Source organism: Lysinibacillus sp. FSL M8-0216 (assembly GCF_038595555.1).
Lineage (GTDB): Bacteria > Bacillota > Bacilli > Bacillales_A > Planococcaceae > Lysinibacillus > Lysinibacillus fusiformis.
The window spans coordinates 2,305,086-2,330,314 of sequence record NZ_CP152007.1 but is presented as its reverse complement, the minus strand read 5'-3'; the positions used below and the strand labels follow the sequence as shown (position 1 = coordinate 2,330,314).

Annotated in this window: 29 protein-coding genes and 1 pseudogene; 10 read left to right on the top strand and 20 right to left on the bottom strand. The window is 37.6% G+C overall.

What is annotated here, in order from left to right:
- Positions 1–135: 135 nt before the first annotated feature.
- The gene (locus MKX57_RS11460) at positions 136–909 is read right to left on the bottom strand and encodes a GNAT family N-acetyltransferase (RefSeq protein ID WP_239354529.1); all 774 of its coding nucleotides are present in this window, start codon (positions 907–909) and stop codon (positions 136–138) included.
- 127 nt (positions 910–1,036) lie between these two features.
- Here MKX57_RS11460 and MKX57_RS11455 point away from each other — a divergent pair, with 127 nt between their 5' ends.
- A complete protein-coding gene (locus MKX57_RS11455) occupies positions 1,037–1,309 on the top strand; it encodes a translation initiation factor 2 (RefSeq protein WP_089984403.1) in 273 nt (90 codons plus the stop codon).
- Between the two features lie 56 nt (positions 1,310–1,365).
- Here the strand turns inward: MKX57_RS11455 and MKX57_RS11450 are convergent, their stop codons facing one another.
- The 4 genes from MKX57_RS11450 to fabZ all read right to left on the bottom strand — a co-directional run bounded on the left by MKX57_RS11450 (position 1,366) and on the right by fabZ (position 3,661).
- Positions 1,366–2,112 carry a polysaccharide deacetylase family protein gene (locus MKX57_RS11450; RefSeq protein WP_342551095.1) on the bottom strand — a complete coding sequence of 249 codons (747 nt, stop codon included), beginning with the start codon at positions 2,110–2,112 and terminating at the stop codon, positions 1,366–1,368.
- 77 nt (positions 2,113–2,189) lie between these two features.
- The gene (locus tag MKX57_RS11445; protein ID WP_253734794.1) at positions 2,190–2,630 is read right to left on the bottom strand and encodes a DinB family protein; all 441 of its coding nucleotides are present in this window, start codon (positions 2,628–2,630) and stop codon (positions 2,190–2,192) included.
- Positions 2,614–3,108: a hydroxymyristoyl-ACP dehydratase gene (locus MKX57_RS11440; RefSeq protein WP_342551094.1), complete on the bottom strand. Its 495-nt coding sequence runs from the start codon at positions 3,106–3,108 to the stop codon at positions 2,614–2,616. The genes MKX57_RS11445 and MKX57_RS11440 overlap by 17 nt, the downstream gene beginning before the upstream one ends.
- 127 nt (positions 3,109–3,235) lie before the next feature.
- Entirely contained in the window at positions 3,236–3,661 is a 426-nt protein-coding gene (gene fabZ, locus MKX57_RS11435) for a 3-hydroxyacyl-ACP dehydratase FabZ (protein WP_008174760.1), read from the bottom strand.
- 246 nt (positions 3,662–3,907) lie between these two features.
- On the opposite strand from fabZ, the gene MKX57_RS11430 reads away from it, so the two are divergent.
- Both MKX57_RS11430 and MKX57_RS11425 read left to right on the top strand, forming a co-directional pair.
- A complete protein-coding gene (locus tag MKX57_RS11430; RefSeq protein WP_025115411.1) occupies positions 3,908–4,525 on the top strand; it encodes a LysE family translocator in 618 nt (205 codons plus the stop codon).
- 89 nt (positions 4,526–4,614) lie between these two features.
- The gene (locus MKX57_RS11425; protein ID WP_089984412.1) at positions 4,615–5,082 is read left to right on the top strand and encodes a DinB family protein; all 468 of its coding nucleotides are present in this window, start codon (positions 4,615–4,617) and stop codon (positions 5,080–5,082) included.
- A 128-nt stretch (positions 5,083–5,210) separates the two neighbouring features.
- Here the strand turns inward: MKX57_RS11425 and MKX57_RS11420 are convergent, their stop codons facing one another.
- Positions 5,211–5,375 carry a hypothetical protein gene (locus MKX57_RS11420; RefSeq protein WP_164908711.1) on the bottom strand — a complete coding sequence of 55 codons (165 nt, stop codon included), beginning with the start codon at positions 5,373–5,375 and terminating at the stop codon, positions 5,211–5,213.
- Positions 5,376–5,516: 141 nt separating this feature from the next.
- Between MKX57_RS11420 and MKX57_RS11415 the strand changes: the two genes are divergently transcribed.
- Complete coding sequence (locus MKX57_RS11415) at positions 5,517–6,359, top strand: copper amine oxidase N-terminal domain-containing protein (RefSeq protein WP_090001571.1); 843 nt, start codon at positions 5,517–5,519, stop codon at positions 6,357–6,359.
- 82 nt (positions 6,360–6,441) lie between these two features.
- The gene (locus MKX57_RS11410; protein WP_342532908.1) at positions 6,442–6,621 is read left to right on the top strand and encodes a hypothetical protein; all 180 of its coding nucleotides are present in this window, start codon (positions 6,442–6,444) and stop codon (positions 6,619–6,621) included.
- 53 nt (positions 6,622–6,674) lie between these two features.
- Here the strand turns inward: MKX57_RS11410 and MKX57_RS11405 are convergent.
- From MKX57_RS11405 to MKX57_RS11395, 3 genes and pseudogenes are all read right to left on the bottom strand, one after another.
- Positions 6,675–7,059 (bottom strand): annotated as a pseudogene (locus MKX57_RS11405) (VOC family protein).
- A gap of 64 nt (positions 7,060–7,123) precedes the next feature.
- Positions 7,124–7,402, bottom strand: a complete 279-nt coding sequence (locus MKX57_RS11400) for a metalloregulator ArsR/SmtB family transcription factor (RefSeq protein ID WP_008174769.1) — start codon at positions 7,400–7,402, stop codon at positions 7,124–7,126.
- 161 nt (positions 7,403–7,563) lie between these two features.
- Positions 7,564–8,034: an Lrp/AsnC family transcriptional regulator gene (locus MKX57_RS11395; protein WP_008174770.1), complete on the bottom strand. Its 471-nt coding sequence runs from the start codon at positions 8,032–8,034 to the stop codon at positions 7,564–7,566.
- Between the two features lie 206 nt (positions 8,035–8,240).
- Between MKX57_RS11395 and MKX57_RS11390 the strand changes: the two genes are divergently transcribed.
- The gene (locus tag MKX57_RS11390; protein WP_342551122.1) at positions 8,241–9,116 is read left to right on the top strand and encodes a DMT family transporter; all 876 of its coding nucleotides are present in this window, start codon (positions 8,241–8,243) and stop codon (positions 9,114–9,116) included.
- A 27-nt stretch (positions 9,117–9,143) separates the two neighbouring features.
- Here the strand turns inward: MKX57_RS11390 and MKX57_RS11385 are convergent, their stop codons facing one another.
- The 5 genes from MKX57_RS11385 to MKX57_RS11365 all read right to left on the bottom strand — a co-directional run bounded on the left by MKX57_RS11385 (position 9,144) and on the right by MKX57_RS11365 (position 14,225).
- Complete coding sequence (locus MKX57_RS11385) at positions 9,144–12,209, bottom strand: ATP-binding protein (RefSeq protein ID WP_342551093.1); 3,066 nt, start codon at positions 12,207–12,209, stop codon at positions 9,144–9,146.
- Between the two features lie 148 nt (positions 12,210–12,357).
- On the bottom strand, positions 12,358–12,693 hold the full coding sequence (locus MKX57_RS11380; RefSeq protein ID WP_008174773.1) for a hypothetical protein: 336 nt from the start codon (positions 12,691–12,693) through the stop codon (positions 12,358–12,360).
- Between the two features lie 267 nt (positions 12,694–12,960).
- Positions 12,961–13,221, bottom strand: coding sequence for a hypothetical protein (locus tag MKX57_RS11375; protein ID WP_237068823.1), 261 nt, complete (start codon positions 13,219–13,221; stop codon positions 12,961–12,963).
- Between the two features lie 155 nt (positions 13,222–13,376).
- Complete coding sequence (locus tag MKX57_RS11370) at positions 13,377–13,727, bottom strand: NUDIX domain-containing protein (RefSeq protein ID WP_089984427.1); 351 nt, start codon at positions 13,725–13,727, stop codon at positions 13,377–13,379.
- Positions 13,728–13,754: 27 nt separating this feature from the next.
- Positions 13,755–14,225, bottom strand: a complete 471-nt coding sequence (locus MKX57_RS11365) for a peptide-methionine (S)-S-oxide reductase (RefSeq protein WP_008174776.1) — start codon at positions 14,223–14,225, stop codon at positions 13,755–13,757.
- Between the two features lie 696 nt (positions 14,226–14,921).
- Here MKX57_RS11365 and MKX57_RS11360 point away from each other — a divergent pair.
- From MKX57_RS11360 to MKX57_RS11350, 3 genes are all read left to right on the top strand, one after another.
- Positions 14,922–15,401, top strand: coding sequence for a DUF6530 family protein (locus MKX57_RS11360; RefSeq protein WP_008174777.1), 480 nt, complete (start codon positions 14,922–14,924; stop codon positions 15,399–15,401).
- Positions 15,402–15,421: 20 nt separating this feature from the next.
- The gene (locus MKX57_RS11355; RefSeq protein WP_008174778.1) at positions 15,422–16,798 is read left to right on the top strand and encodes an MATE family efflux transporter; all 1,377 of its coding nucleotides are present in this window, start codon (positions 15,422–15,424) and stop codon (positions 16,796–16,798) included.
- Between the two features lie 323 nt (positions 16,799–17,121).
- A complete protein-coding gene (locus MKX57_RS11350; RefSeq protein ID WP_342551092.1) occupies positions 17,122–18,300 on the top strand; it encodes a Ger(x)C family spore germination protein in 1,179 nt (392 codons plus the stop codon).
- A gap of 29 nt (positions 18,301–18,329) precedes the next feature.
- On the opposite strand, the gene MKX57_RS11345 is transcribed toward MKX57_RS11350, so the two are convergent.
- Positions 18,330–18,890, bottom strand: a complete 561-nt coding sequence (locus tag MKX57_RS11345) for an AAA family ATPase (protein WP_342551091.1) — start codon at positions 18,888–18,890, stop codon at positions 18,330–18,332.
- A 94-nt stretch (positions 18,891–18,984) separates the two neighbouring features.
- On the opposite strand from MKX57_RS11345, the gene MKX57_RS11340 reads away from it, so the two are divergent.
- Complete coding sequence (locus tag MKX57_RS11340) at positions 18,985–19,290, top strand: hypothetical protein (protein ID WP_008174784.1); 306 nt, start codon at positions 18,985–18,987, stop codon at positions 19,288–19,290.
- Positions 19,291–19,322: 32 nt separating this feature from the next.
- On the opposite strand, the gene MKX57_RS11335 is transcribed toward MKX57_RS11340, so the two are convergent.
- From MKX57_RS11335 to MKX57_RS11315, 5 genes are all read right to left on the bottom strand, one after another.
- Positions 19,323–20,351, bottom strand: a complete 1,029-nt coding sequence (locus tag MKX57_RS11335) for a serine hydrolase (RefSeq protein WP_342551090.1) — start codon at positions 20,349–20,351, stop codon at positions 19,323–19,325.
- Between the two features lie 631 nt (positions 20,352–20,982).
- Entirely contained in the window at positions 20,983–23,040 is a 2,058-nt protein-coding gene (locus MKX57_RS11330; RefSeq protein ID WP_342551089.1) for a collagen-like protein, read from the bottom strand.
- A 168-nt stretch (positions 23,041–23,208) separates the two neighbouring features.
- Complete coding sequence (locus MKX57_RS11325; RefSeq protein WP_043989830.1) at positions 23,209–23,847, bottom strand: DUF2306 domain-containing protein; 639 nt, start codon at positions 23,845–23,847, stop codon at positions 23,209–23,211.
- A 47-nt stretch (positions 23,848–23,894) separates the two neighbouring features.
- Positions 23,895–24,329 carry a GNAT family N-acetyltransferase gene (locus MKX57_RS11320; RefSeq protein WP_008174792.1) on the bottom strand — a complete coding sequence of 145 codons (435 nt, stop codon included), beginning with the start codon at positions 24,327–24,329 and terminating at the stop codon, positions 23,895–23,897.
- A gap of 246 nt (positions 24,330–24,575) precedes the next feature.
- Positions 24,576–25,046 carry a GNAT family N-acetyltransferase gene (locus MKX57_RS11315; RefSeq protein WP_107922216.1) on the bottom strand — a complete coding sequence of 157 codons (471 nt, stop codon included), beginning with the start codon at positions 25,044–25,046 and terminating at the stop codon, positions 24,576–24,578.
- Positions 25,047–25,229 lie beyond the last annotated feature (183 nt).

Sequence of the window (25,229 nt, the reverse complement as noted above, 5' to 3'; positions counted from 1 at the left end):
GTATATAATGGTACTGCCTTCTAATTTTACTCATTTCCTAGTAGCAGTCAACTAAAAATTCAATTGAATCATAGAAATACTATAAAAATATAACGTGCCAGTGACTGAAAAAGTTTCAAATCATGGTAATTTTTTTTACACAGGTTCTTCTAATAGGGTTTGAAGCTTTTTATAAATAGAATGAACCGTTAATCGGTGAAAGGAAATAAGCTGTCCTTTATAGATGACAGAGAAAATCCCATAGGGTGTCGGCGATTTTTCCATCAACTCTTCACGGCTTTGGATTTCGACTAAGTCTACTGAAATATCTAGCTTACTGGCAGCGGCTAAAATGTTCTCCGTTGCGACTTCTACATATGGACATTGAAAAGATCGAAGAATCGTCAAGTTGTGATAGCCTGCTAAACGTTCATGCCAATTTTCAGGAAAATACGGTAACTCTACATCTCCACTAAATGGGTAAACCAATAATTCGAAATCAAAAGGTGCAGTGGCGACTAGTTGGAATTGGTGCTGTAAAAATAAAGCCTTGCTTGGGGTCCACGAAGTATGGTCATTAGTAAGAACCGCTACTCCTTTTTTACCCCGTTGTTTAGCATCATCTATGCACTTTTGCAATAATTGTGTACCGTACCCCTTTCCAACAGCGCTTACCCATAAACAATGAATCATTATATAGCCTTCCGCATGCACAACCCTAGAGGAATATTCTGCGTCAGTATACTCTATAAAGCCCACTTGTTTTTGTTCTTCTAATAACTGTATATAACGTAAGCCCTTTTCAAATTGTTGATTTAGCCATTTATTTTTGCTTTTATAGCCTTCACCTATTTTCTTGCTTCTTAAACAATAACTCCCTATCCCCTCCAACAATTGTCCATCCATTTCAACTATCTCTATATGTGTCAATGGCCGCTCCTCCAATATTTAGTCGTTCAGCTAATTTTACCATTTCTTGTGAATCATTTAAATCGTTCTCCTTTTATCTTCCTCACGCATATGATGCAAGTAATGACAAACATAAGGAGGAAGGATAATGGGGAGAAATAATAAGCCCGATCAAAACAATGATTCCTTGGAAATATATGCAGCTAAGTTATCTTATATTGGCACAGCCATTTCAACACTAGGAGATGGCCTACAGACCATTGCAGCAGGTCTTGCCCTAGAGGCACTCGTTAATGCGAATAAGGATTCTTCTCAAAATAATAATGGTGACAGCCAATCAAACGTTCAAATTGATAATATGCAGAAGCAAATTGATTATTTAATTGGTGAGCTGAAGCACATCAAAAAAATGCTGAAATAACCTTTACATAAAGAGAAATCGCAATAAAAAGTAGTGTTGAAAGAAGGCTCTCAACACTACTGTTTTTTTTCCATTTTTTTGTGAGCCATCTGTACTTCAAGCAATTCTGAAACGGTCACAAAGCGATAGCCCTGTTTTTCAAGCTCTGGTAAAATTTGCTCTAGCGCTTTCACTGTCTGTGCCCGATTCCCTCCACCATCGTGAAACAACACAATATTACCTGCCTTTACTCCTTTTATGACGGTATTCACAATTCGATTAACGCCTGGGCTCTTCCAGTCAAGTGTATCCAAATGCCATGACCACATCACCACTTTATAGCCCTCTTTTGCGATTGCATCTATCATCGCATCTGAGAACTGCCCTTCCACCGGACGGAATAAAGTGGGTTTAAAACCGGTAATACTATAAAGAGTCTCATTCGTTTGATCAATTTCCTTCATCAAATTCGTTACATTTGTTTTTAAAGGATGGGTATACGTATGGTTGGCCAATTCATGCCCTTCATCGTACATTCTCGAAATAAGCTCAGGATTTTTTTCTGCATTTTGTCCAACAATGAAGAATGTGGCTTTTGCTTGATATTTATCCAAAACATCTAGAACATCCGATGTGTATGTGCGATGTGGGCCATCATCAAATGTGAGTGCGATGATTTTCTCCTCTGTTTGGATTTCCCAAAGTATTTGTCCAGCTTCTTCATAATACTTTCTGCCTTTATTGTCATAAGAACTTGCTTTGACATAGAAAAATGACACCGTAATCAGACAAAGTGGCAGTAAAAACAGTAATAATTTTTTCAAATCTTCACGTCCCCAAAATTTTTTCGTACTTTATTATTTGAGGATTTCGCAAAAAAATGCTTACATTTCGATAAATATTATAAATGCTTTTTCACATGATGCTCTAGGTGATCGAGATAATCCTGAACGAGCCATTTGAGTGTCACCTTTTGCTGTTGACCCATATCACAAGGTCGAGATAATGCCTGTTCTGAGAGGTTTTCCAATACCACCAATATTTTTTTATTTAAGCTCGTCCATAATAATAAGATTTCTTCTATAGGTAATTTTTGATAACCCTGTAGCTCGACCCATTGAACTTGGTCGTATGTAGACACTACATATGGTGAAACGTCGTATTGAATCTTTATAAATCGTTCAAGGTTGATGAGAGCAGAATCGCATAAATGACCTAAGTATTCTTTTTTAGACCATCTATTCGGAGCAGTGCGTTCTGTCATTTCTGTTTCAGTCATAATGTGAAACATTTCGGGGATTTTCAGCAACCAATAACGTAATGATTCAATGATGTTCTGCATAATGATCATCTCCTGTTTGATAAATGGTCACGTAATAATCTACTAACGCTATCACAGCCTGCACTCGTTTATGTTCTTTTTCAATTTTATAGGAAATAAAGAGAATCGTGACATTCAAACTCAATATCGCCAAGGCCACAATTTGGACAAGCGAATGTCCCATCATCAATTGGCTATTCACGGCAGCAGCAATCAACGTAAACACGGACAAAATGACCCCACTTAAAGTGATGAAGATGGGCTTTAAACGCATAATTTCCTCCGCCTGCTGCCTTAACATACGAATGATAAAGCATAGCTCCTGTGTTGTATATTGTTGCTGAAAAATAACAAAATAGGACTGATAAATATCTTGGTGAAGCTTCTTATGGAGAATTTGTTTATGCATTTTTTGTACAAATCGATCACAAAAATCATTATCTAATGCTTCCTCTGGCCGTAACAGCTTTTCATTACATTCTACTATAGCGACCCTCAATCCCCCTCATTCGGTCATAATGATTACTATTATATGAAAGAAAATTAGGGGTGTAGTACGCCTTGAAGCAAGTCTTTATCTATTTTTACGCTAAAAATGCTATAACACCGTCTATTGAGCAAATTTCTTAATTGCCAAATGCGAACACAAGCTCCATTTCACAAACCATTTCTCCATCAACCGTCGCGATTCCCTTCCCTTTACCGATTGAGCCTTTTACACGTGTAATTTCTACTTCAAGACGTAATTGATCTCCAGGCTTCACTTGTTTTTTAAAACGACATTGATCTATGCCTGCTAGCAATCCCAGTCTTCCCTCATTGCCTTCCTTCGTTAGCATGATGACCGCGCTAACTTGCGCTAATGCTTCCACTATCAGAACACCTGGCATCACAGGATATTGGGGAAAATGACCGTTAAAAAACTCCTCATTGATCGTCACATTTTTAAGACCTACTGCACGTTTTCCTTCCTCCAATTCTTCAATACGATCCACCAAAAGGAATGGATAACGATGTGGTAAAATTTCTTGTATTTGTTGACTAGTTAACATGCGGATACCTCCATTTTTTTAATGATCTCATTCTATCATTAAATACTATTAGTTGGTACTAAAAAATACCCTGAACTATAAAGCGAATCATCCATTCAAGTCGCATATACTATCCGCTTATTATTTTCTGAATATTTTTTCATTCCTTTTTCAATATTTCTTTATCGACAGCTCTATAGTAGCTAGAATATAATATGTCATGCATTCACCCTAGAATGATTAGTTTATTAGAATAGGATGGTAAGCATGTTATCTTTTATCGCAATAGTTCTTTTATTATTTTTAATTCCAGGACCTGCAGTCATTATCACCATTACACAAACGTTAAAAAGTGGTAAAAAGAATGGCATTTATACAGCTTTAGGTATCGGTCTCGGTGACTTAGTCCATACTCTGGCAGCTGTTTTAGGTCTATCTGCTATTTTAATGAAATCTGCCACAGCCTTTGAAGTAGTGAAATATATAGGTGTAGCTTATCTTGTATATTTAGGAATACAAATGCTCGTAACAAAGCCGAAGAAAATTGAACAGCCTACTGTGGAACAAAGCCCAGCAAGTACTTCATTCCGCCAAGGCTTTTTAGCCGAAATATTAAATCCAAAGACGGCATTATTTTTCCTTGCCTTTTTACCTCAATTTATCCAGCATAATGAGACATCTGTTACAGTTCAACTGCTGACACTTGGCATTACATTTGTTGTCATGAGTGCGTTGTATACTATTTTACTAGCTGTTGTAACAAGCTTTATCGGAGAAAAAATGTTTACGAAAACAAGTGGAAGCTCCCGTTGGCTTGAGAAAACGGTTGGCTTTGTCTATATCGGTCTAGGTGTCAGATTAGCCCTACAAACACAAAGCAAATAAATGACGAGAAGAACCCAAATCGGAGTTCTTCTTTTTTTTGGAGGAAAATTGGTGGCAATAGCTAATACATACTAAAAGGAGGTTTTACAATGAATCAGCGACAAGAAAATTTATTTCAACAACTACAGCATTATCGAAGCGAGTTACTACAAATACTAGATCAACTAACAGACGAAACGGCCAATATCATTCCGACTGACTTCCATAATAATATCCGCTGGAATATGGGCCATTTATATCTCGATCAATATTTATGGATAGAGGCTCTAACAAAAGACAAACATAAGGAACTAGACCATTTCACCAACTGGTTTGGATTCGGTACCTCACCTGATCATTTTGATGAAAAAACCCCATCTTTTGAAGCATTAAAAATGTTATTGGCCCAGCAGCCCGAACAGCTAAAGGAACAATATGGTCATCGATTAATGGAAGTATTCCCTCCCATTGAGATGGGCATGCAAACTATAGAACAAGTACTACTGCGAACTATTTTCCATGAGGGCATGCATGTGCAGGCAATCTTAACGATTCATCGGATTCTTAACGAGTCTTAGTCAGAAGCTCTTCAAATTGATCATGAATAAAGCCAATCTTCTACCCATCTTTCTAAAGAAACCATAGGGATTTTATGTAAAATATAACAAGCTTATAGATCAAAGTAATCCATAAGCTGTGATGTCTTTTACTGTTTCGGTGTATTCGCTGTTAAAGGATTTGCATTAGCTACTAATTGAACAGGTGTTGTCGTTTGTTGGTAGCTATCCTTCTGTCCTTGGTTTGATTTCCCGTAGCCTTTCATCGCAGCAAACAATGCTGCACCAACTATGCCCCATGTTAAATATTTCACAAAAAAACCTCCTTTCACTCTTAGTATTCGATTTCAAAATCGGTTTATACACTGTAAAAAATTAATAAATAGTAAACTATTATAATCACATTAGAATTTTATGGTAAAATAAGGTCGTGAAAATAAAGGAGGGCAACTACCATGAAAAAAATCTTCACAGGCCTATTATTAACAGCTGTATTATGGACAGCTTCCCCTGCTGACGCAGCAACACTACAACTAAAGATTGACGAGGTTGTCGTGAAAACTGATACAGCACCTGAGGTCAAAAACAATCGAACAATGGTACCTTTGCGTGTAATTAGTGAAAATTTAGGTGCGCAAGTACAATGGAAGGATTCACAAATTATCCTTTCAACGAACCAATCAACCGTTATTTTAACTTTAAACAGTCAGACCGTTATTAAAAACGGTCAAGCGGAACAATTGGATACAACACCATATCTTAAAAATAATCGTACCTTCGTTCCAATCCGTTTTATTGCTGAAACATTCGGCAGTCAAGTCGATTACAAACAAAGTACTGTTAATATTGCGACAAAGCCACTATTCATTAACAATCAAAAAATAAAGGCTCTTCACTATGAATATCACATGACGATGGGTGGAGTTATTCAAGAAGTTAAGGGACATAGCTATCACAACGCTATGTACAAAATTTTTCAGCAAAAAGGAGATAAAGTAGAAGCGCCTAAAGACTATTCTTGGCAATTAAATCTGGACATACCTGGTTCCTATTATAAGCTTGGACAATATGATTTCTTAAACGCTGACAATAAAAGTGTTCAGCAGTTCGATACGTATTCCTTAAACCAAGCATTCCCTGATGAACTATTAAAAGGTTATCCTACGCTTCTTCTCCATGATGTTCATAATGATAGCTGGTATATATTCTCAGATAATAAAATGCAGTCTATTCAACAGCTTATGAATGCCGCAACTAACAACGGATTTAATAAAATTATTAGCAATACCGTTCTTTAAAAAATAACAGTAAACTAAACATATTCTGTATGAAAATGTGCAAAATATTCATATCAACGATTTATGGATGGAGGTTTGCCTCATGCAGAAGTTACTGTCATGTAGTTTGGTATTATTATTACTATTGGCTTTAGCAGCCTGTTCATCGGAAGAAGCGCCGCCAAGCGAAGAAGCTGAAGCTAAAGAACAAACCGTAAATGCACAACCAAAAGAAACCCTAGATTTTTTAGAGAATAACCGAGGTTTAGCCATACATGAATGAATAAATAGAAAAAGCGTGTTTTGAATAGACTCAAAACACGCATTCATCATGAATTATTTTTGGATAATCTGTATAAGGTTGCCACAAGTATCATCCAAGACAGCTATAGTGACGGCCCCCATTTTTGTTGGCGTCATCGTAAATTCTACGCCCTTTTCTAATAATTGCTTGTACTCCTCATGAATATTTGCAACACCAAACATTGTTGCTGGAATACCTTCAGCGAATATTCTCTTCTGATAATCCTTTGCGGCAGGGTGCTCATCCGGCTCTAGTAAAAGCTCAGTTCCACCTTGCTCATCTGGCGATACAAGCGTCAGCCTATCTATGCTTTCCTAATGGTTCATCTTCTTTTTTAACAAATCCTAGCTTTTCTGTATAAAATGACAATGCCTTTGCTTGGTCTGTTACAAATATACTGTTCACGATAATGTTCATTTGAATAGCCTCCTCTGTTAGTTGCACAAAATGCTTCACGCCCTATTGTATGATGTTCAAAAAATTACTCTACCCACCCCTTCAATAAATCTTTAAGTGGTTCATTGTTAAACATAACAACTCGATATTTCCCCTTCCGCTTAGATGTGACAAGCCCTGCCCCTTCCAAAACAGCAAGATGTTTAGCAATTGCTTGTCTCGTTATGGAAAGCTCGTACTTCATAAGTAGACGAACCGTTAACTCATATAAGGTCATCTCATTTTGTTCACATAGCTCGTCTATTATAAGCCTCCGAGTCGAGTCTGCAAGTGCTTTAAATATAGCGTCTTTATCCCATTTCATAAATTGATTATAGGCAACTTTTTGGTTGCATGTCAAGTATAAGCAACCTAGTAGTTGCCTATAAGTAAAAACAAAGCAATTTTAAATATATATATTTCTGTAAATATATAATAATAAAAAACACAGCAAGCTTGAGTAGGACACTCACACTTGCTGTGTTTTTATAAGGGTAACACCGTGGAATATTTGATTTCTCGTAAGGATAAATTTGTTTGAATTCTAGAGATACCTAACCTATTTAATTTCCGAATAAATTGATTCAATTCTTGACGATCTCGGATAACGATTTTTAATAAATAATCATAGGCACCTGTTAAACAGTGACATTCCAATATTTCTGTCATCGTTTGTAGGCTTGTTTCCAATTCCTCTATTTCCTTTGCTTGATGGATATCCGTACTCATAAAAACATAGCACAGTAAATCAAATCCTAGTTTTTCCTGATTTAAAATAGCGACTTGCTGATCGATATAGCCTTCGTTTTCCATTCGTTTGACTCTTGTATGAGTCGCTGGTGGCGATAAGCTGACACGTCTCGCCAATTCGGCATTACTAATATGAACCTCTCGCTGTAAAATATCTAAAATTTGAAGATCCGTTCTGTCTAGTTCTTTATTCTTGCTATCCTCCATTGATGTCTCCCCTTTTGATTATTTCCCATGATGTATCCACAGAGCTTCTTTTCCGAACAATATTCCAAAAAAAACTCCATATACTTAATTTTATTTCAAATTTAATCAATTTCACAAAATATTATACAGCGAAATCACTGTTAATGCTATGATTCTTAATATACATAAAGTTAAGAGGGGTGTTACGAGCTTTGGTTAAATTGTATATGGGTCTAATGCTTGTCACAAGTTTACTGTGGGGAGGGAATTTTGTAGTTGCCAAGACGCTTGTTGCCCATGCTTCTCCTATGACATTGACAACAGTCAGATGGTTCATTGCCATCATTGTCCTTGTCCCATTGGTTTGGTGGAAAGAAAAAAAATTAGTTCCCCCCAAACAAGCGATTGTCCCGCTACTTTTAATGGGTGTTACAGGGGTTGCTCTCTTTAATATTTTTCAGTTTCTAGCATTAGAGCTTACGACTTCTACTAATGCAGGGCTTATTTCTACCATGAATACAATATCCATTGCCCTTTTTTCGTTTGTCTTGCTGAAAGAAAAAATAACGAAATGGCAGTTATCGGCAATGGTTTTATCATTGTTTGGGGTAGTTCTCGTTCTTTCAAAAGGAGATTGGCAGCTATTGCTGGATTTTCAATTGAATACAGGTGATTTATGGATGCTGGCTGCTGTGTGCGTTTGGGGTCTATATTCCGTATGTAGTAAATGGGCTATGCAAACAGCCTCCCCCTTAATGGCTACTTTGTATGCCGGGGTATTCGGTGTGCTACTGCTCCTACCATTTACGAGTGCAGACTTTACCTTTACGAATGTCAATACATCTTTCATTCTTTCCATGCTATATACCGGCATTATTTCCACCGTTGTTTGTATGGTATTTTGGAATATAGGTGTACAGAAGTTAGGCGCGACCACATCGGGAATTTTTTTAAACTTCAATCCCATTTTCACTGCACTTCTCGCCTATTTATTTATTGGAGAAAATATGTCCTGGCTCCAGGGAATTGGTGGGCTTATCGTCATTATGGGATGCTATCTGTTCACCCATTTTAAAACAAAAGCTCCGCAGGCTATACTATAAAGAAAAGATGCATGGCACACAGACGTGTCATGCATCTTGTTTTACGGGCTTCTTCACAAGAACTACAAAAGAAACAGATGTTCCTTCATGTAGCTTACTCGTAATAGTCAATCCTTGCCCATAATGCTGTTGAAGGCGAAGATGGGTATTCATTAAACCAATGCTTTTGGACGGCTGTTGCGTTGTTTGAAGTAACTGGGACAAACGAAGTTCATCCATGCCAACACCATTGTCCGAAACTGTAATTTCAAGTTGTGATTCACTTTCAAAAATCCGAATATGGATCGTTCCCCCTTCTGTCCGTTTTAAAATACCATGCTGTAGAGCATTTTCAACTAAGGGCTGGATAGTTAATGAGGGGATGAGCACATCGGTAGATGCCTCTAAATCCCATTTAACGTGAATACGATCGCCGAAGCGCTCCTGCTGAATATAAAGATAAGCTTGAATTAATGTAAGTTCATTTTCTAACGGCACAAGTGCTTCAACATTTTGAAAATTATAGGATTCTCTTAAAAAATCGCTGAGTGCCTCTACTAATCTACTTGTTCGTTCACTATCCATTTCACTCAACGTTAAAATGGCATTTAACGTGTTAAAAAGAAAATGAGGCTCAATTTGTGCCTGCAGCCAGGCAGCTTCCATACGATGACGTTCTTGAATGGATCGCTTCACCTTTATTAATGCCGCTACTCGTGAACGTAGCTCTAGTGCATCGACAGGCTTGGTCACATAATCATTCGCACCTGCTAAAAAGCCTTTTTCAAGATCCTGGGGTTGACTACGCGCTGTCAGCAATAATATAGGTAAATCGGTGATGGAGAATTGCTTCCGAATGAGGCGCACTAATTCATACCCTGACATTTTCGGCATCATCACATCTGAAATAACTAAATCCCATTCGTGTGATTGAATACTTACTAGCGCATCTAAGCCACTTGTCACCGTAACAATGTCATATTGTTCGTTTGCTAAAATTGTCTCAACTACTCGCAAATTAATAGGCTCATCATCCACTACTAAAATACGTGGATGATTCCACTCCGCACTTTGATCATCCTCCAAGGCTGCTTGTAAACTTGCTGTGCGCTCTGAACTCTTGCTAACGCTCTGTCGTACCTTTTCAAGTGGCACTTGGACATTCGATTCATCTGCTAGGGGCAATGTAAAGGTAAAGGTGGAGCCTTGTCCTACAACGGATTGCACTTCCAATGTTCCTCCATGGAATTCAATGAGCCGCTTACAGATGTTAAGCCCTAGCCCAAACCCTCCCTCTACCATAGTTTTACTGATCGTTCCTTGCTCATATGGTTCAAATATTCGACGCATGGTTTCATCGTCCACACCGATACCTGTATCTGTAATGACGATATTCGCCATCCCATTATGCGTATAACTCGAAATCGTAATCGACCCTTCATTCGTAAATTTCACAGCATTATGCACTAAATTAAAGACTATTTGGATCACACGATTTTCATCAGCTTGCACTCTTTGAAAATCTTCTGGTATTTTCAGGACGAACTGAACAGGCTTTCCCTCAATCATAAAGCGCAGCATATCAAATACACCTACAGCAATAGAATGGATGGATACCATACTTAGTTGTAATTGTTGTGTATCGTCTTTCAAGCGCATGACATCCAGCAAATCATTTAACAACAAAGACATTCGATTCCCTACGGACAGAACAGTTTCTAAATCATTCACACTTTTTGTAGTTAACGTCTTAGCTTCACGATCAAGTACTGCTTTAGACATATTGATAATGCTATGAAGTGGATTACGTAATTCATGAGAGGTACTTGCCAAAAATTCATCCTTGATTTTATCAATCTCTTGCAGTTTATGAGCAAGCTCCTTCGTATCGGCATGTACCTTTGCATAATCTTTAAACCACAATGTCGCTAAACAGGCAATTGTCACAATCAAATCAAAAGGATAAGAAATGATTTTTATGCCTGTAATCAGCAGTATGACATCCCAAATGATACTATTCACAAAGGCCACTAATCCTAATAAAATAAAAACATTCCTGCGAATATCCTTTATTGATTTTCCAATCATTAAGATTAAAGTAATAACGATCGGAGCTCCTAAAATAACCATATAAAATGCTTGCATGGAAACAAGATAACGTATAGGTAATGTGAAGGCTAATAGGATCGCTACCATGCTGAAAAAAGTGTATACATGTTTATAGAGCTGTAAATGTGGCGGTAGCCAGTGTTCTATACATTGCAGTAATGAATAGCCAATGCCCACCATAGAAAGATGGACTAAAATAAAACCCCAATCATAATTTATGGGAAACCAAAATGAAAGAAGTTTATCATCACTTCCTAATAAATAATAAAACATAATACTTACGGTTAAGATCGAAAAGAATAGTAAGCGTTTATCTTTATTTCCAACTAAATAGAGAATAACAGAGTAGATGGCATGCAAGACTAAAACAACTGCCACTAATAGCTGCATTGTGACGGACAATTGTGTCTCCCGATTGATTACATCTTCTTGTCCAAATTTGATAGAACGGACAATTCCCCCATTACGAGGATCTTGAAAGTTGGCTACTTGAATAATCAGTTCGATTTCACTTTCACCATTTGTCTCGAATGAGGCTGTAAACGGTACATTTTTAGCCACCGTTTGCGCTCGATTTTCACCTAGCTCCCCTGATTTCGCAATGAAGCGATCGTTCACATATATTTCTGCGGCACTACGAATACTTGGCACTCTTATACTAAAGGTTTTTGTCTCATCTGGATTAACCAGTATTTTTAGTTGATAAGAGCCATATCCAAATGGGCTTTGCTCCCCTTCCTGAAAAACTTTGTCCCAGCCATCCGGGACTTGTATGTATGTCTGGTTGGAAGAATGATTATCCATCAACCATTGCGATGGATAGAAGGACCATTCGCCATCAAGAGTTAATGCACTTTGTTGAAAATCAAAATTACGGACATCCATCTGCCCTTTCATTGCATATGGTTGATCGGGCTGCGTAAATGATTGAAGCCATAAAATACGAGAACCTGTTAAAAAGACTATAAAGAATATAATGATGACAGCAATTTTTCTATGTTTCATAGTGAATGATCATAACACCTCCTCAATCTAAAAGTAATCCCATAACCTCCTATTCTACCAAGTCTACTTATACAGAATCTGAACAATCTATTTTTCCCCCAAAAAAACAAGACAGTCTAGTGACTATCTTGATTTCCCTTACCTATTATCATTTCTGCGGTGGAATGATGCCTGTAACAAGTAAGATAAAGAATACCAAACCTATTAGTACGAATATAAGTGATGCTATAAAAACAGGACCTGCTTTAAACTGAAATCGGTCTCGCTCCTGGATAATGCCTGTTACGGCTCCAGATTGAGCTGCAAAAAATCTTGACATAGCACCACCACTACTTGTAAAGTAGAGCGTTCCTAATGTAAAGGCAGCCCCTGTGAAAAACATGACTTCTATAAACCTGACAGAAAATACGGAGGCAATCCAATAAGTTAGGGAAAATTCTACAATAAATGCAATAACCATCATTATATAATGTTTTCGGTTCATTCTAAAAACCCCCTTCTTTCTTTATGTACGCATCCATTTGGTAAAAGTTTTATTTTTATAAAAATACTGTATACTTCCATCTCTAACGTGGAACTTCCATTTACATTCAAAGATGATAAGCAAGATTAGGGCGATGAGTATTATGAGCATCCATATAAAATGCCTTCCTCATCAAGTGGCTTGCCAAACGTGCATGAAGAGGACATGCCTAAAGATGCGTTACATCAACAAGTGGTTGATTATTATGTACCCTCATTAGAAATTACATTATTTAGTAATTGGCGAACTTTGCTTTTCCCAATCAGTGGGTCCCTCATTAGGTTCTATATACTTCCGCCAATACTCCCCGCTTTGCTTATCAAATATAATGATATTACTATCGTTTGGCGAGATTAACTCATACCTGAATTGTTCTTTCTTCGTTTTATCGACTTGTTCGGATGTGAAAGACTGCGATATAAACCATGCACCTAAAAGCAAACAGAATCCTAAAAAAATAATAGAAACAGACAATAAATTTTTATTCATTTGTTCCCCCCATAAGCAATATACACATTTCATTATTTAACAAATTATAACATTAAAGACAATGAAAAGAGTATATACTTTAAAAGACTAAGGAATAAAAGATATATACATTTATGTTCGAGCTCTGATAGGCTCAATGTATATATTCGAAAATGTTATTGTATTGCACAATCTACTATTTCCTTATAAAGAATGTTCCAATTGTGATAATAAGAGGCCATATCATTGGGATTAACAAACATCCGTTGAGCAGATTCATATTTGCCTTCCACATACCCCTCCTCCTGCGCTTCCCGTTTAAAGCAATCTTCTGGGCTTTCTCCAGGTTCAATATGTCCTCCTGGAAAATCCCATCCTCTATGATTGACATCTACCAATAATAATGGATCCTCTTGAAAACAAAAGACATGTACACTTGTTATTAAATGATCAGGGGGCAGTAAGTTATTTTTTTCCCAAGTTAATTTAACGTTTGATTCTCCCCAATTTACATATGTAGTAGTCAATTTTTCCTCCGAAAATAATCATCTCTCTTACTTATATTTATTTAATAGTTCTTCTGGAATATGACAATAATCATTTGGACATTTTGCTAACCTATCTTGATGTTCTTCTGCACTTCTCACATAATTCGTAAGAGGTAATACTTCAACAACGATCAAATCGTAATCATTTCTTTCCCCAAGAAACGCCTTCGCCTCTAGTAAGTGTTCCGGATTTTCACTATAAACTCCCGTTCTGTATTTCTCGCCAACATCCTGTCCTTGTTTATTCAAACTGTAAGGATCAATAATTTCAAAAAAATACCCCATTAACTCCTGGATGGTTACAACGGAAGGATCAAATCCTGTTTTTACGCATTCGGCATACCCATCATAATCCCCCTCAAGGGTATAACTTGTTCCATTGGCTCTTCCTGCCTCTGTAAACTTAACGCCAGGTAAGTTTTTTATAAAAGCTTGTACTCCCCATAAGCAACCACCTGCAAAATATACTACTTCCATCCTTATTCACCTCTTTGTTTAATGAAACAAATCATACGAACTATCTAATTCCTACGTATATTTTTGTAAGAAATTTCTAAATGTTTATTCCATACTATCATGAAAATCGATGAAATTACAGGCAATCTCTTCTCTAAACACAAAAAGACCAGGATGCTCACCTTACTGGGAGTCCTGGTCTTTTTGTGAAAAGTGAAACTTACTAGTTTGCTTTAGTTTTTGTATCCTACTATTACAGTAGTCGTGTTCACGCTAGAAAAGTTACAGCTAATGTTAAAAATTTTTTATACCTTTTGGATAACCACCTAAACGATTCCTTCAAGGCAAGCGATAAGAATAAATCACAAGACATAGTCAAAAGCATCCAGCATACTTTTAGAATAAGTAGATTCCTACATGCTGCTTGTACATACTCCTCCCCATACATGTATATTTCATAATCCTTTGAATTGCCTATGCAATATGTATAATACCGCTCCATACACCGATACGATTTATCCAGAAAAACAGGGTAAACCTAGGTTCACAAAAACAGGCGCTAAAACCCTCCATTTGTCTTGCGTTATATTGTTTGGCCAATGTCATACAGGTAAACGCCACTAATTTTTGGATTGACTTATGAAGTCCCTAATGCTAAATTTACTAAAGCAGTAATTTAGTAAATTACTAAATTCAAATGATAAGGAGTTTTTTTACATGAACATCCCAACACATTTAAAACATAAACCCGTAATTGTTGCCGAAAACTATGCCAATATTGATGGGCGTACAGCTTATCAAACTGATGCTCAAGGGCTTTCTCTCGGTTTAGCACAGTGGAATGACAGAGGAAAGGTGGATATTTCAGCGAAAGTTTGGCGCCATACTGGTGGTAAATGGTCTCGTCAATCAGAAGAACTTCCCCTGCATCGTGTGCTGGACCTTGCTATTTTAGTATGTGAGGCACAACTTCATTTTAAAGATGCCTATCGCTTCGAACATTTATATGATGAAGAAAACCCTGTGATTAAGCGTGTAGGCTTACAGGGAGATGCCATGACTGTGGAAGTTTGCACAGAAAATGAGCAAATCAATGAAGATATTCAACTTTTTCAGCAAGCGTTAAATAATGATGGTGAGCTAATCGGTGAACGACTGCGCACATTGTCACGAATCTTAAAAGAAATGGGTTATTAAAACTCAAGAGGAACCTATTGATGAATGCACAAATGTTACAAGATGATCAACAACTTAAGAAAGCCTTTTTTAATTTTTTAATTCCTGTTATGTTGGCGAATGTCCTGCAATCCGTTGGCCAGGTTTTTGCCATGTTTTTAGTGGGGCGTAATTTAGGTGTCGATGCACTAGCAGCGATTTCAGCCTTTTTCCCATTTTTCTTCTTTTTAATGGCATTTGCCATTGGCATTGGATCAGGTAGCTCCATTTTAGTCGGGCAAACTTTCGGGGCTGGTAATCATGCTAAGATGAAGGAAGTTGTTGGAGTAACGCTCGCCTTCACAACGATTTTATCCATTGTTGTGGCAATCTTTGGCGGCTTTTTTATTGAGTGGATTTTACGTTTTATGCAAACACCAGCTAATATATTAGACATGAGTATTAGCTATGCGCAAATTTTATTCTTCACGTTACCAATTATGTTCTGGTATATGGTGTATACAACCTTTATGCGTGGAGTTGGCGATTCCAAAACACCATTTCTATTTTTAGTTATTAGTGTTGTGTTAAATATCGCCTTCCTTCCCCCATTACTGTTCGGTTGGTTTGGCTTGCCTGCATTTGGCTTAAATGGTGCCGCTTATGCATCCGTTTTATCAAACCTAGTAACAATGATCTTGTTACTGGCATATTTGCATAAAACAAAGCATTTACTGCGTTTAGACAAATCTATTTTACAGCATTTTAAATTGAAGAAAGATATTTTAGCTTCATTGTTAAAGCTAGCGATTCCTTCTAGTATTAGTATGGTCGCTATCTCTGTCGCAGAAATTGCTGTCATTGGCTTTGTCAACGTCTATGGCTCCAATGCGACGGCGGCTTACGGCGTTGTTAATCAGGTCGCTAGCTATGCACAGGTACCTGCGATGAGTATTGCCATTGCTACATCTGTATTTGTCGCACAGGCATTAGGTGCAAATTCTACAGAAATGATTAAAAAAATTCGCCAAATGGGTGTCCGTATCAATTATCTTTTAGGAGGCGCCATTATACTGATCATGTATCTATTTGCTGAGCCAATTTTGGCCTTCTTTATCGATTCACATGATACTGTGCTCATTGCCAAAAATTATTTATATATCGCCTTTTGGAGTTATTTAATTTTTGGGCATACACAAACGGTTTCAGCTACGATGCGTGCAACAGGTGTCGTTTTATGGCCGACAATTTTCTTAGTCATTACGATTTGGGTAGTTGAGGTACCATTAGCGTTCCTACTATCCCACCACACTTCACTAGACTTAAATGGTGTATGGTTAGCCTACCCAATTACCTTCTGTGTACATTTCATTATGCAGTATGCTTACTTCAAGCTAGGCTGGCAAAAACGAACATTAAAAGCTATGCTTAACGATTAAAGAACTGAGGATATGCAAATAACGCATGTCCTTTTTTCGATAAACACAAAATGACCAGGTGCTCGATCGTGAGCCCTGGTCATTTTGTGAAAAGTGAATTTTACTACTTTGCTTCAGTTTTTTTGTATTCTACTAATGGATTAGTCGTATTCCGCTAAAAAAAGTTACATATAAAATAATAAATTTTTTCATTTTCTTCAATTCATTTTCCCTTTGGCTTATAAACAATCAAAACGTATTAAAATACCCTACATTTTTTTATAAAAACACCAGCTTTTGTCCAAGCTACTATTATAAAATAGCTACTTGAGAGTGGAGAAACGATGAAAACAACCTTCAAATTTATAGTAATGATTTTTCTAACAACCCTGCTCGCAGGTTGCTGGGATATTACAGAGCCACAAAGAATGTACTATATCAATGCAGTCGGTGTTGATTACGTTGATGATGAATATGAGGTCTATTTACAAATTATCAATTTTGCTGATGTCGCAAAATCAGTTCAACCTAGTTCAAATGCTGAACCTGCTGAAATCGGCCGTGCTAAAGGAAGAACCGTAGAAGAGGCTATCTACAAATTGTATCGATCATCTGACCAGCAAATTTTTTGGGGGCATATGAGATATATCATTTTCTCGGAGAGTGCCATGGAAAATGAGCGATTTATCCCCGTTATTGATACGTTTATTCGTTTTCGAGATACAAGGTATCAAATTTGGATGTATTGTACAAAGGATCCAGTGCACGATGTCCTCCTTGTCTCACCAATATTAAAAAATTCACTGTCTTCCTCAAAGCTAAGTAACCCGATTAACCCAACAGAACAGGAAACGTTTGTTGAACCAAAAAATTTACGAGAAATCGTTATTGGATTAAATGAGCCTAACCACGAAGTGACAGTACCTTATGTATCCATTAGGAAAGATTGGCAAACGGACGAGGAAAATGTAGAGGAAACCTATTTTTCAGGTGTCGGCATTTTATCGAAAGACGGCTTAAAAGGATTTGTGAAGGATAATGCTGCCCGAGGTAATCAATGGATGCATAATTACACAAACCGAGGAGAAATCACCTTTAAATTGAGAACAGATGGTAAAGAAGAGTTAACCGTCAGTATTGACAAATTACAAGTCAAAAAAATACCTGTAGTGAACAAAGAGGAAGTTTATTTTGATGTCGAATTAAAACTTCGTGCAACCGTCAATGGCTTTAAAGGAAAAGTTAGCGAAAAAGAACTGAAGAGGCAGATTATTAAGGAAGTGAAAAAGGAAATCCGCGAGACCTATAATGAGGGATTAAAATTAGATGTAGATATTTTTCGATTATCAGAGGTACTTTATCGCAACAAAATCAAAGTATGGAAAAAGTTGGAGAAAGATGGAAAAATCCCTTTACAAGAGAATACTATTCGTAAAATTTCTATTGATGTTTCGCAAATAAACCCAGGGCGCAAAACGTTTTCTGAAATCATTAAAATTAAAAAATCTGGTTCTTCTGAATAAAAAAACGCTTGGGAGCCAAGCGTTTTTTCTTATAACCGGAATTTTTCTTGGACCATTTTTGCAACATCTTCCGCACTTAAATTTGTGCTCTCTATCTTTATATAATTGGGAAATTGGATTTCGCCATCGACTGAATTCAATCTGTAATTTTCTACAGAGGTTAATAAATCCTGTTCAGACCAAGCAAGATCCCTTTTTGAAGGTTTATGCTCAAGTCTATTAGATCCTTTATTGCGCTGAAGTCTCTCCTCTAAAACAGCCTCAAGTTCTACATAGTACACCGTGCCACCTTTGGATTCAAAAAGCTCAGTAACTTGCTTCACATAGTCCCAATCCTCTTGACAATCAAACGCCCAAACATAGGTGAAAATCAATCCATATAAATGACTAGCTGAAACTTCTTCGAATATCTCCTGTCGAAACAAATTGACTAGCCTTTTCCCCTCTTTCGTACCATAGTCAAAAAAATGACTAACTAAATCAATCGTCATATGATTATGAAATAGCTTTAAGCCTGTTATTTTAGCTAATTCCTGCCCGACTGTCATTTTTCCAACAGCTTGAGGACCAAATATAAGAACAAATTTCATTCGTTACCTCCTAGGAAATGCTCCGTCATTTTGAGTATAAAATCATGTTTACAGCTAACAATAGTTGTAAATCATTCTAATCGAGGTGAAAAGTATGGAACATTTCCCACTCATACATACGAACTTTTGGGATGCCGTCATTGCCGTTCCAGTGGTGATGATTCTAACACAGTTGATGAAGAGGCTTTGCCATATTAAATCTTTTTGGGTACCCTCCATCGCTTTAGTTATCGGCTTACTCATTTCCATCTTCATCAGCCATCGCCACAATTTGTTAGCGGGTCTATTTATGGGCTGGTTTTATGGCTATGCGGCCATTGGTAGTTATGCTGCGTTGAAAACCTCTTATATTACTTATAAGCAAAAAAAATTAAAAAAACAAAATCGATTTTCCTCTTAATTTTTGTATAAAATACGCACAGTTCAAGTCTCTTAAATTGAAATTAACGCCTCTTCTATTCCTTTCATAATATCAATGGCTCCATTTGATTTATTGGAACAAATCACAACCTTGAAAGAGGATCCTGGATAATATGCTGAGTGGAAGCAGACCCCAGGATCGTACCCGATAACATGATATTTCAGAATAGATGGTTTGCTATTTTTCTTAATCCATACACCATGTCCATAGCCATTATTTCCACTCGTTTCTACATGTACTGTTAGAAGTTGCTGCGTTAAATCTTCATTTAAAAGTTCAAAATTCATCAGGGCACGCCAAAACTTCGCCATATCACCTACTGTGACAAATGCTCCCCCATCAGAACCCCCCTTTACGGGTAATGAGTAAATATTTGTTTTCCATGTACCATCTGGATTGTCGATGTAACCTAAGGCTGTGTTTGACGGCAGAGCATCCAACGAGAAATAGCCTGATTCCGTCATTTTCACTCGATCAAAAATATATTGTTGAATGTAATCTGAAAAAACCAATCCAGATGTTTGCTCGACAATTAATCCTAATAAAATATAGCCAGCATTGTTGTAATGAAATCTATCGCCTACTTTATATTTCATAGGGCGATTTTGAAATAACGGTAAAAAATCACTCAATGTTCGAAGATGATACATAGGATTTTCCACCCATAACTCTTCAAAATCTTCCATTTCTTCCTCATCAAAATAATCTGGTATTCCAGAAGTATGCGTCAATAAATGATGAATCGTTATATCCTGATCAAAATAGTCAAAATGATGGTTAAGGTATTCATGTAATCTCGTATCAAACGAAAGTTTCCCTTGTTCTATTAGCTGACAAATAGCTATTGCCGTAAAAATTTTACAACCAGAAGCAATTCCAAATCGAGTTTTTGCCTGGTTTTTGATTTGCTCAGAACGATTAGCATACCCAAAGCTTTGATTGACTAAGACACCCTTCTCTCGATTCTCCACAAGCACGGTCCCTGAAAAATCAATCTTCTGTTGAATGTCCATTATGATGTTATGTAATTTTGTATCCATACAGACTCCCCTGATTTTATTAAATTTTCTAAATAATTACTCTTTCTATTTTAACAATATAGATTGAATGTGTCATGTGAATTTTTTCCAAAATCGAAAGTACTGCCATTCAATGGGTACTTCGAGCAATTGTAGCCTTTTTCTTTTTACTCTTTGATTATTTTACAACTAAGACTATTGAACTTTGCCTTAGTCATCTCTTGGTAATATTATTGCCTATCCCCCTTATTTAAAAGAGGAAATCCTATCTGAAAACTTACGTAAAGCTCGATATATCGGCTGGCTTTTTTATTAACCGAATGAAGGGGAAAAATAGAAGAGGTTCAAAATGTTGCGCTTGCTTTATGGGAATCAGACGAATCAATCTCTAGTTTTTTGCATACACAACTCCAAACAACTACGCGTACAGATTTGAACCTAAAATCTCAGCCCTTTTTTCTACCAATTATTCTTATTAAAGAAGGAAAGATTGATTATCATGGGCTACAAAACCTAAACATACGAAAGACTGGTTACATGAACAACTAACGACAACTCATCAAGTAAATATAAAAAATATACTCTTAGCAACCATCGATCAACATGACAATTTGCAGATTTTCCTATATTAAATGAGTCTCATTAAACGACACTAAATAGTGGTCAAAATGATAGTTGCAGAAACGCCATTAGAAAAAGCTCCACCAGTTGTAGTCACTTGCACAGAAAGAAGTGTACAACTATTAATTGAATAGTTCGCATTTGCCTTGGCACAACTATTTGGAGTAGTTATTGAACTTGGTCCTGTCACTGTCGCAATAATCCCCGTTGCAGTTGGGGCAGTGAAACCACCATTCGTGCTTGTAAATACTTGTGCTGAAGCGGTTTGTCCTGCACTAAGTGAATGATCCCGTATATTCAACGTTAAGCTTTGAATAATAGCATTTTCCGGAATTACGATTGAACTTCTCACAAAAGAAGCTGATGAATTGCCTGTTCCTAGAAAATCATTATTACCAACTGATTGATCTGTAGATAAGTATACTTCCATGAGACCCGGACCACTTGGACCCGTAGAGCCAGTAGTGCCCGTTATACCAATAACACCCGTAGTCCCCCTTGCTCCAGTTGCCCCCGTAACGCCTGTGATTCCAGCAATTCCTGTGGCTCCTTGCAGACCTGTCGCTCCCGTGGTTCCTGTTGTACCTTGTAGACCAGTGGCTCCGGTATTTCCTACTAGTCCTTGGAGACCCGTGGCTCCCGTGATACCTGTTACCCCAGTATTCCCTGTCACTCCTGTGAATCCAGTTGTACCTTGTTGCCCTGTGGCTCCGGTATTTCCTACTGTCCCTTGGAGACCCGTCGCTCCGGTGATTCCTGTTACTCCAGTATTCCCTGTCACTCCTGTGAATCCAGTTGTACCTTGTTGCCCTGTGGCCCCAGTATTTCCTACTAGTCCTTGGAGACCCGTGGCTCCCGTGATTCCTGTTACCCCAGTATTCCCTGTCACTCCTGTGAATCCAGTTGTACCTTGTTGCCCTGTGGCTCCGGTATTTCCTACTGTCCCTTGGAGACCCGTCGCTCCGGTGATTCCTGTTACCCCAGTATTCCCTGTCACTCCTGTGAATCCGGTTGTACCTTGTTGCCCTGTGGCTCCGGTATTTCCTATTGTCCCTTGGAGACCCATCGGTCCGGTGATTCCTGTTACTCCAGTATTCCCTGTCACTCCTGTGAATCCAGTTGTACCTTGTTGCCCTGTGGCCCCAGTATTTCCAACTAGTCCTTGAAGTCCCGTGGCTCCGGTATTCCCAACTAGTCCTTGAAGTCCTGTCGCCCCTTTATTTCCTACTAGCCCTTGAGGTCCTGTCACTCCCTGAATGCCTATGGCTCCAGTTTGACCTGTTATCCCTTGAGATCCTGTCGCTCCAGTTGATCCCGTTATCCCTTGTGGTCCCATTGCTCCTGTTATTCCTATTTCTCCTTGGGGTCCTGTTACTCCTGTTATTCCTATTTCTCCTTGGGGTCCTGTCGCTCCTGTTATTCCTTTTTCTCCTTGAGGTCCTGTCGCTCCTGTTATTCCTATTTCTCCTTGGGGTCCCATTGCTCCTGTTATTCCTTTTTCTCCTTGGGGCCCTATTACTCCTGTTATTCCTTTTTCTCCTTGAGGTCCTGTCGCTCCTGTTATTCCTTTTTCTCCTTGAGGTCCTGTCGCTCCTGTTACTCCTGCTAGTCCTTGAGCTCCTGTAGTTCCTGTAGTTCCTGTAGTTCCTGTAGTTCCTGTAGTTCCAGTTCTTCCTGTTGCTCCCTGAGATCCCGTCGCACCGATTAATCCTGCTAGTCCTTGCAGTCCTCTCTCACCAGTTGCTCCTACCAGCCCTTGAGGTCCCATTGCTCCGGTTATTCCTGCCACTCCTTGTGGTCCTGTATCTCCAGTTGCTCCTGCTAGTCCTTGGGCACCTGTCACTCCAGTTGCCCCCGTTATGCCCTGGGGTCCCATTGCCCCTGGCGAACCCTGTGCACCTTGCGGACCTGTTGTACCTGTCGCACCCGTGACACCTGTTGCTCCTGTTACACCTATCGGATCTTGGATGCCAGAAAAATCATATGGATAGCCATTACAACCAAATTCATTACACTTATACTTCATGGGATAGTTACATTTGGAATCACATTTGAAATTATCAAAATTACGGCTGTAACTAAACCTCAAACATTTCACCTCCCATTCTTTTGCATCATATTCGAAAATTTACTATAGGGATAATTAATGCACCTAGTTTATTGACTAATTAGTTAATTAATATACAAATGCTTTTGAATTTGGCCATAACCTAAAAAAACATTGGGCTCTATTGAGAACTCAATGTCTGATTATATTTCAATGTATGTTCGCAAGAAATGGTCCGAGTTTACGCCGGATATACCATTCGATTACGATTAAATTCGGTACCCAACATAACCAAGCAATAACAGCATAATAATACTGAAAATTTTCATCCCCGTATAGGATGGTAAACAGAGGTAACCAGATACGTAAGGTCACTGCCGCAAACGTTAAAGCATAATTTCTTAGCATCCATTTTTGATGAGCTTGAATGTTTCGATGTTTGATTTTTATGAGCGCTTGCAACATTGTCAATAACCAACCTATCGATAATAAACCAAAGCCCAATTGCGAGACCCATCCCCCTGTGGCGTTGAATGCTAAATAAAGACCTGCACTACCGCCGAACAAAATACTGGCACAATATAGTTTCCCCAATATTCGATGACGTTTTACATTGTTCTCTCTTAATTTTGAGGACAAGGTAAAAGGACCAATTATTAACGCTAACACTCCGAAAATAATATGAATATACAGCACGATGAACCACAATGAGTGTAAAGTAGCATTTAGCATAAGCTTTAACTGAACAAAACCTGCTTGCTGTGCATCCAACACAATATATTGAACGATAGAATAGCCCGCTATTAAAAATGCCAAGACACTCATGATCAACCACAATTTCTTCTTAATAGATGCAGCTCCTTTCTTCCCTAATATAGATTATTTATTATTATGTACTAGTTGAAAGCGGTACGCTGCAATGGAGGGCCGGTTAAAAGGCATGCAAATCGCTCCACACCTAGGTATTTTTCTCCTAAACTCGTAATGTGAAATCCTATATTTTTATAAAAAATCACAGCATCTCTATCCGTTTCAGCATAAATGGAAGAAAATGAATGATGATGGTTAATAAATTGTACCATCTCACCCCCAATGCCTTTCCCACGATGCGCTGGTGATACAGCAATATGTTTAATGACACACTGATGTGCATCAACTAATTCAATACCTAGACAGCCAACAAGTTCTTGATCCATGTAATAGCCATATAATTTTCTTGCTGGGGCATGTATATACAAATCATATTCCTGATCCACTTTTGTTTTTGATGTGGCATAGGATAATAAAACTTTCACTGTAGGCTGAATAGGAATAGATTGAATAATTTCCATAGAACTCTTCCTTTCGATTATGGTTATACAGATAGGCCTTGGTTTCATTGTTAAATTACTGACTGGATTTTATTTCTTCAAAACTTTTTTCCACAATACTAAAACGAACATCATTAGAATTAAAATAGTCATTCCAATAAAAATCATTGAAAGTGGATCAACAAGTATAAAATAGCTGTCTCTTATCTGATAGTTGCTACTCATGGAATACCTCTTATTCATAAAGTTAGAAGTTCGTATTTTTGTTTAATCTAAAACCTTCTCAAAACTTAAGATAACTTTATCTTCGTAAATTCTCTCATCAAATTGTATAAAACTAAGCGACGACCAGAAGTTTACTGCATTTTTATTGGTAGAATGAACAGCAATATGAATACATTTTACTTGTTGGCTTCTCATCCGTTCCTCATACAACATGTAAATTTTTTTGGCATATCCTAAACCTTGATATTTTTTGTGTACCGCCAACAAACTTATCCAAGGTTTTTGATGACGAGGGCTTGACATTCCATAATCCAAAATAGCTATAAAGTCATCCCCTTTTTTCACCAAATATCTTTCAATCTGTAATTCTTCTGTTTCTTCATGTATATCTAAAATATCCTCATTCCCAAGAACTTTTTTATCATAGGCAATTAAATTATATTCCTGATTCGAATTCATAATGTCCTTTTCGGTTTCCACAAATTTCATATCATTTTTAAGAAAGGTAAACATTTTTTATTTCTCCTTTTCTTTTGTTAATTTCATAGTACCTCAAATCGGATTTCAATGGCGTTTAATTATGGATTAGAAGTAGACCATTATTATATCGAGGACTCTTTTTTAGCTTACATTAGACGAATACCCCACTCCCTTCAATGACAAATTACATACTATAAATTGAAGAAAGGAGAGGTT

Excerpts from the sequence above, each read along its gene's own strand:
- MKX57_RS11455 (WP_089984403.1), top strand. The coding sequence starts at position 1,037 with ATGGGGAGAAATAATAAGCCCGATCAAAACAATGATTCCTTGGAAATA.
- MKX57_RS11445 (WP_253734794.1), bottom strand. The coding sequence starts at position 2,630 with ATGCAGAACATCATTGAATCATTACGTTATTGGTTGCTGAAAATCCCC.
- fabZ (WP_008174760.1), bottom strand. The coding sequence starts at position 3,661 with ATGTTAACTAGTCAACAAATACAAGAAATTTTACCACATCGTTATCCA.
- MKX57_RS11430 (WP_025115411.1), top strand. The coding sequence starts at position 3,908 with ATGTTATCTTTTATCGCAATAGTTCTTTTATTATTTTTAATTCCAGGA.
- MKX57_RS11425 (WP_089984412.1), top strand. The coding sequence starts at position 4,615 with ATGAATCAGCGACAAGAAAATTTATTTCAACAACTACAGCATTATCGA.
- MKX57_RS11415 (WP_090001571.1), top strand. The coding sequence starts at position 5,517 with ATGAAAAAAATCTTCACAGGCCTATTATTAACAGCTGTATTATGGACA.
- MKX57_RS11410 (WP_342532908.1), top strand. The coding sequence starts at position 6,442 with ATGCAGAAGTTACTGTCATGTAGTTTGGTATTATTATTACTATTGGCT.
- MKX57_RS11400 (WP_008174769.1), bottom strand. The coding sequence starts at position 7,402 with ATGAAATGGGATAAAGACGCTATATTTAAAGCACTTGCAGACTCGACT.
- MKX57_RS11395 (WP_008174770.1), bottom strand. The coding sequence starts at position 8,034 with ATGGAGGATAGCAAGAATAAAGAACTAGACAGAACGGATCTTCAAATT.
- MKX57_RS11390 (WP_342551122.1), top strand. The coding sequence starts at position 8,241 with ATGGGTCTAATGCTTGTCACAAGTTTACTGTGGGGAGGGAATTTTGTA.
- MKX57_RS11385 (WP_342551093.1), bottom strand. The coding sequence starts at position 12,209 with ATGAAACATAGAAAAATTGCTGTCATCATTATATTCTTTATAGTCTTT.
- MKX57_RS11380 (WP_008174773.1), bottom strand. The coding sequence starts at position 12,693 with ATGAACCGAAAACATTATATAATGATGGTTATTGCATTTATTGTAGAA.
- MKX57_RS11375 (WP_237068823.1), bottom strand. The coding sequence starts at position 13,221 with ATGAATAAAAATTTATTGTCTGTTTCTATTATTTTTTTAGGATTCTGT.
- MKX57_RS11365 (WP_008174776.1), bottom strand. The coding sequence starts at position 14,225 with ATGGAAGTAGTATATTTTGCAGGTGGTTGCTTATGGGGAGTACAAGCT.
- MKX57_RS11360 (WP_008174777.1), top strand. The coding sequence starts at position 14,922 with ATGAACATCCCAACACATTTAAAACATAAACCCGTAATTGTTGCCGAA.
- MKX57_RS11355 (WP_008174778.1), top strand. The coding sequence starts at position 15,422 with ATGAATGCACAAATGTTACAAGATGATCAACAACTTAAGAAAGCCTTT.
- MKX57_RS11350 (WP_342551092.1), top strand. The coding sequence starts at position 17,122 with ATGAAAACAACCTTCAAATTTATAGTAATGATTTTTCTAACAACCCTG.
- MKX57_RS11345 (WP_342551091.1), bottom strand. The coding sequence starts at position 18,890 with ATGAAATTTGTTCTTATATTTGGTCCTCAAGCTGTTGGAAAAATGACA.
- MKX57_RS11340 (WP_008174784.1), top strand. The coding sequence starts at position 18,985 with ATGGAACATTTCCCACTCATACATACGAACTTTTGGGATGCCGTCATT.
- MKX57_RS11335 (WP_342551090.1), bottom strand. The coding sequence starts at position 20,351 with ATGGATACAAAATTACATAACATCATAATGGACATTCAACAGAAGATT.
- MKX57_RS11320 (WP_008174792.1), bottom strand. The coding sequence starts at position 24,329 with ATGGAAATTATTCAATCTATTCCTATTCAGCCTACAGTGAAAGTTTTA.
- MKX57_RS11315 (WP_107922216.1), bottom strand. The coding sequence starts at position 25,046 with ATGTTTACCTTTCTTAAAAATGATATGAAATTTGTGGAAACCGAAAAG.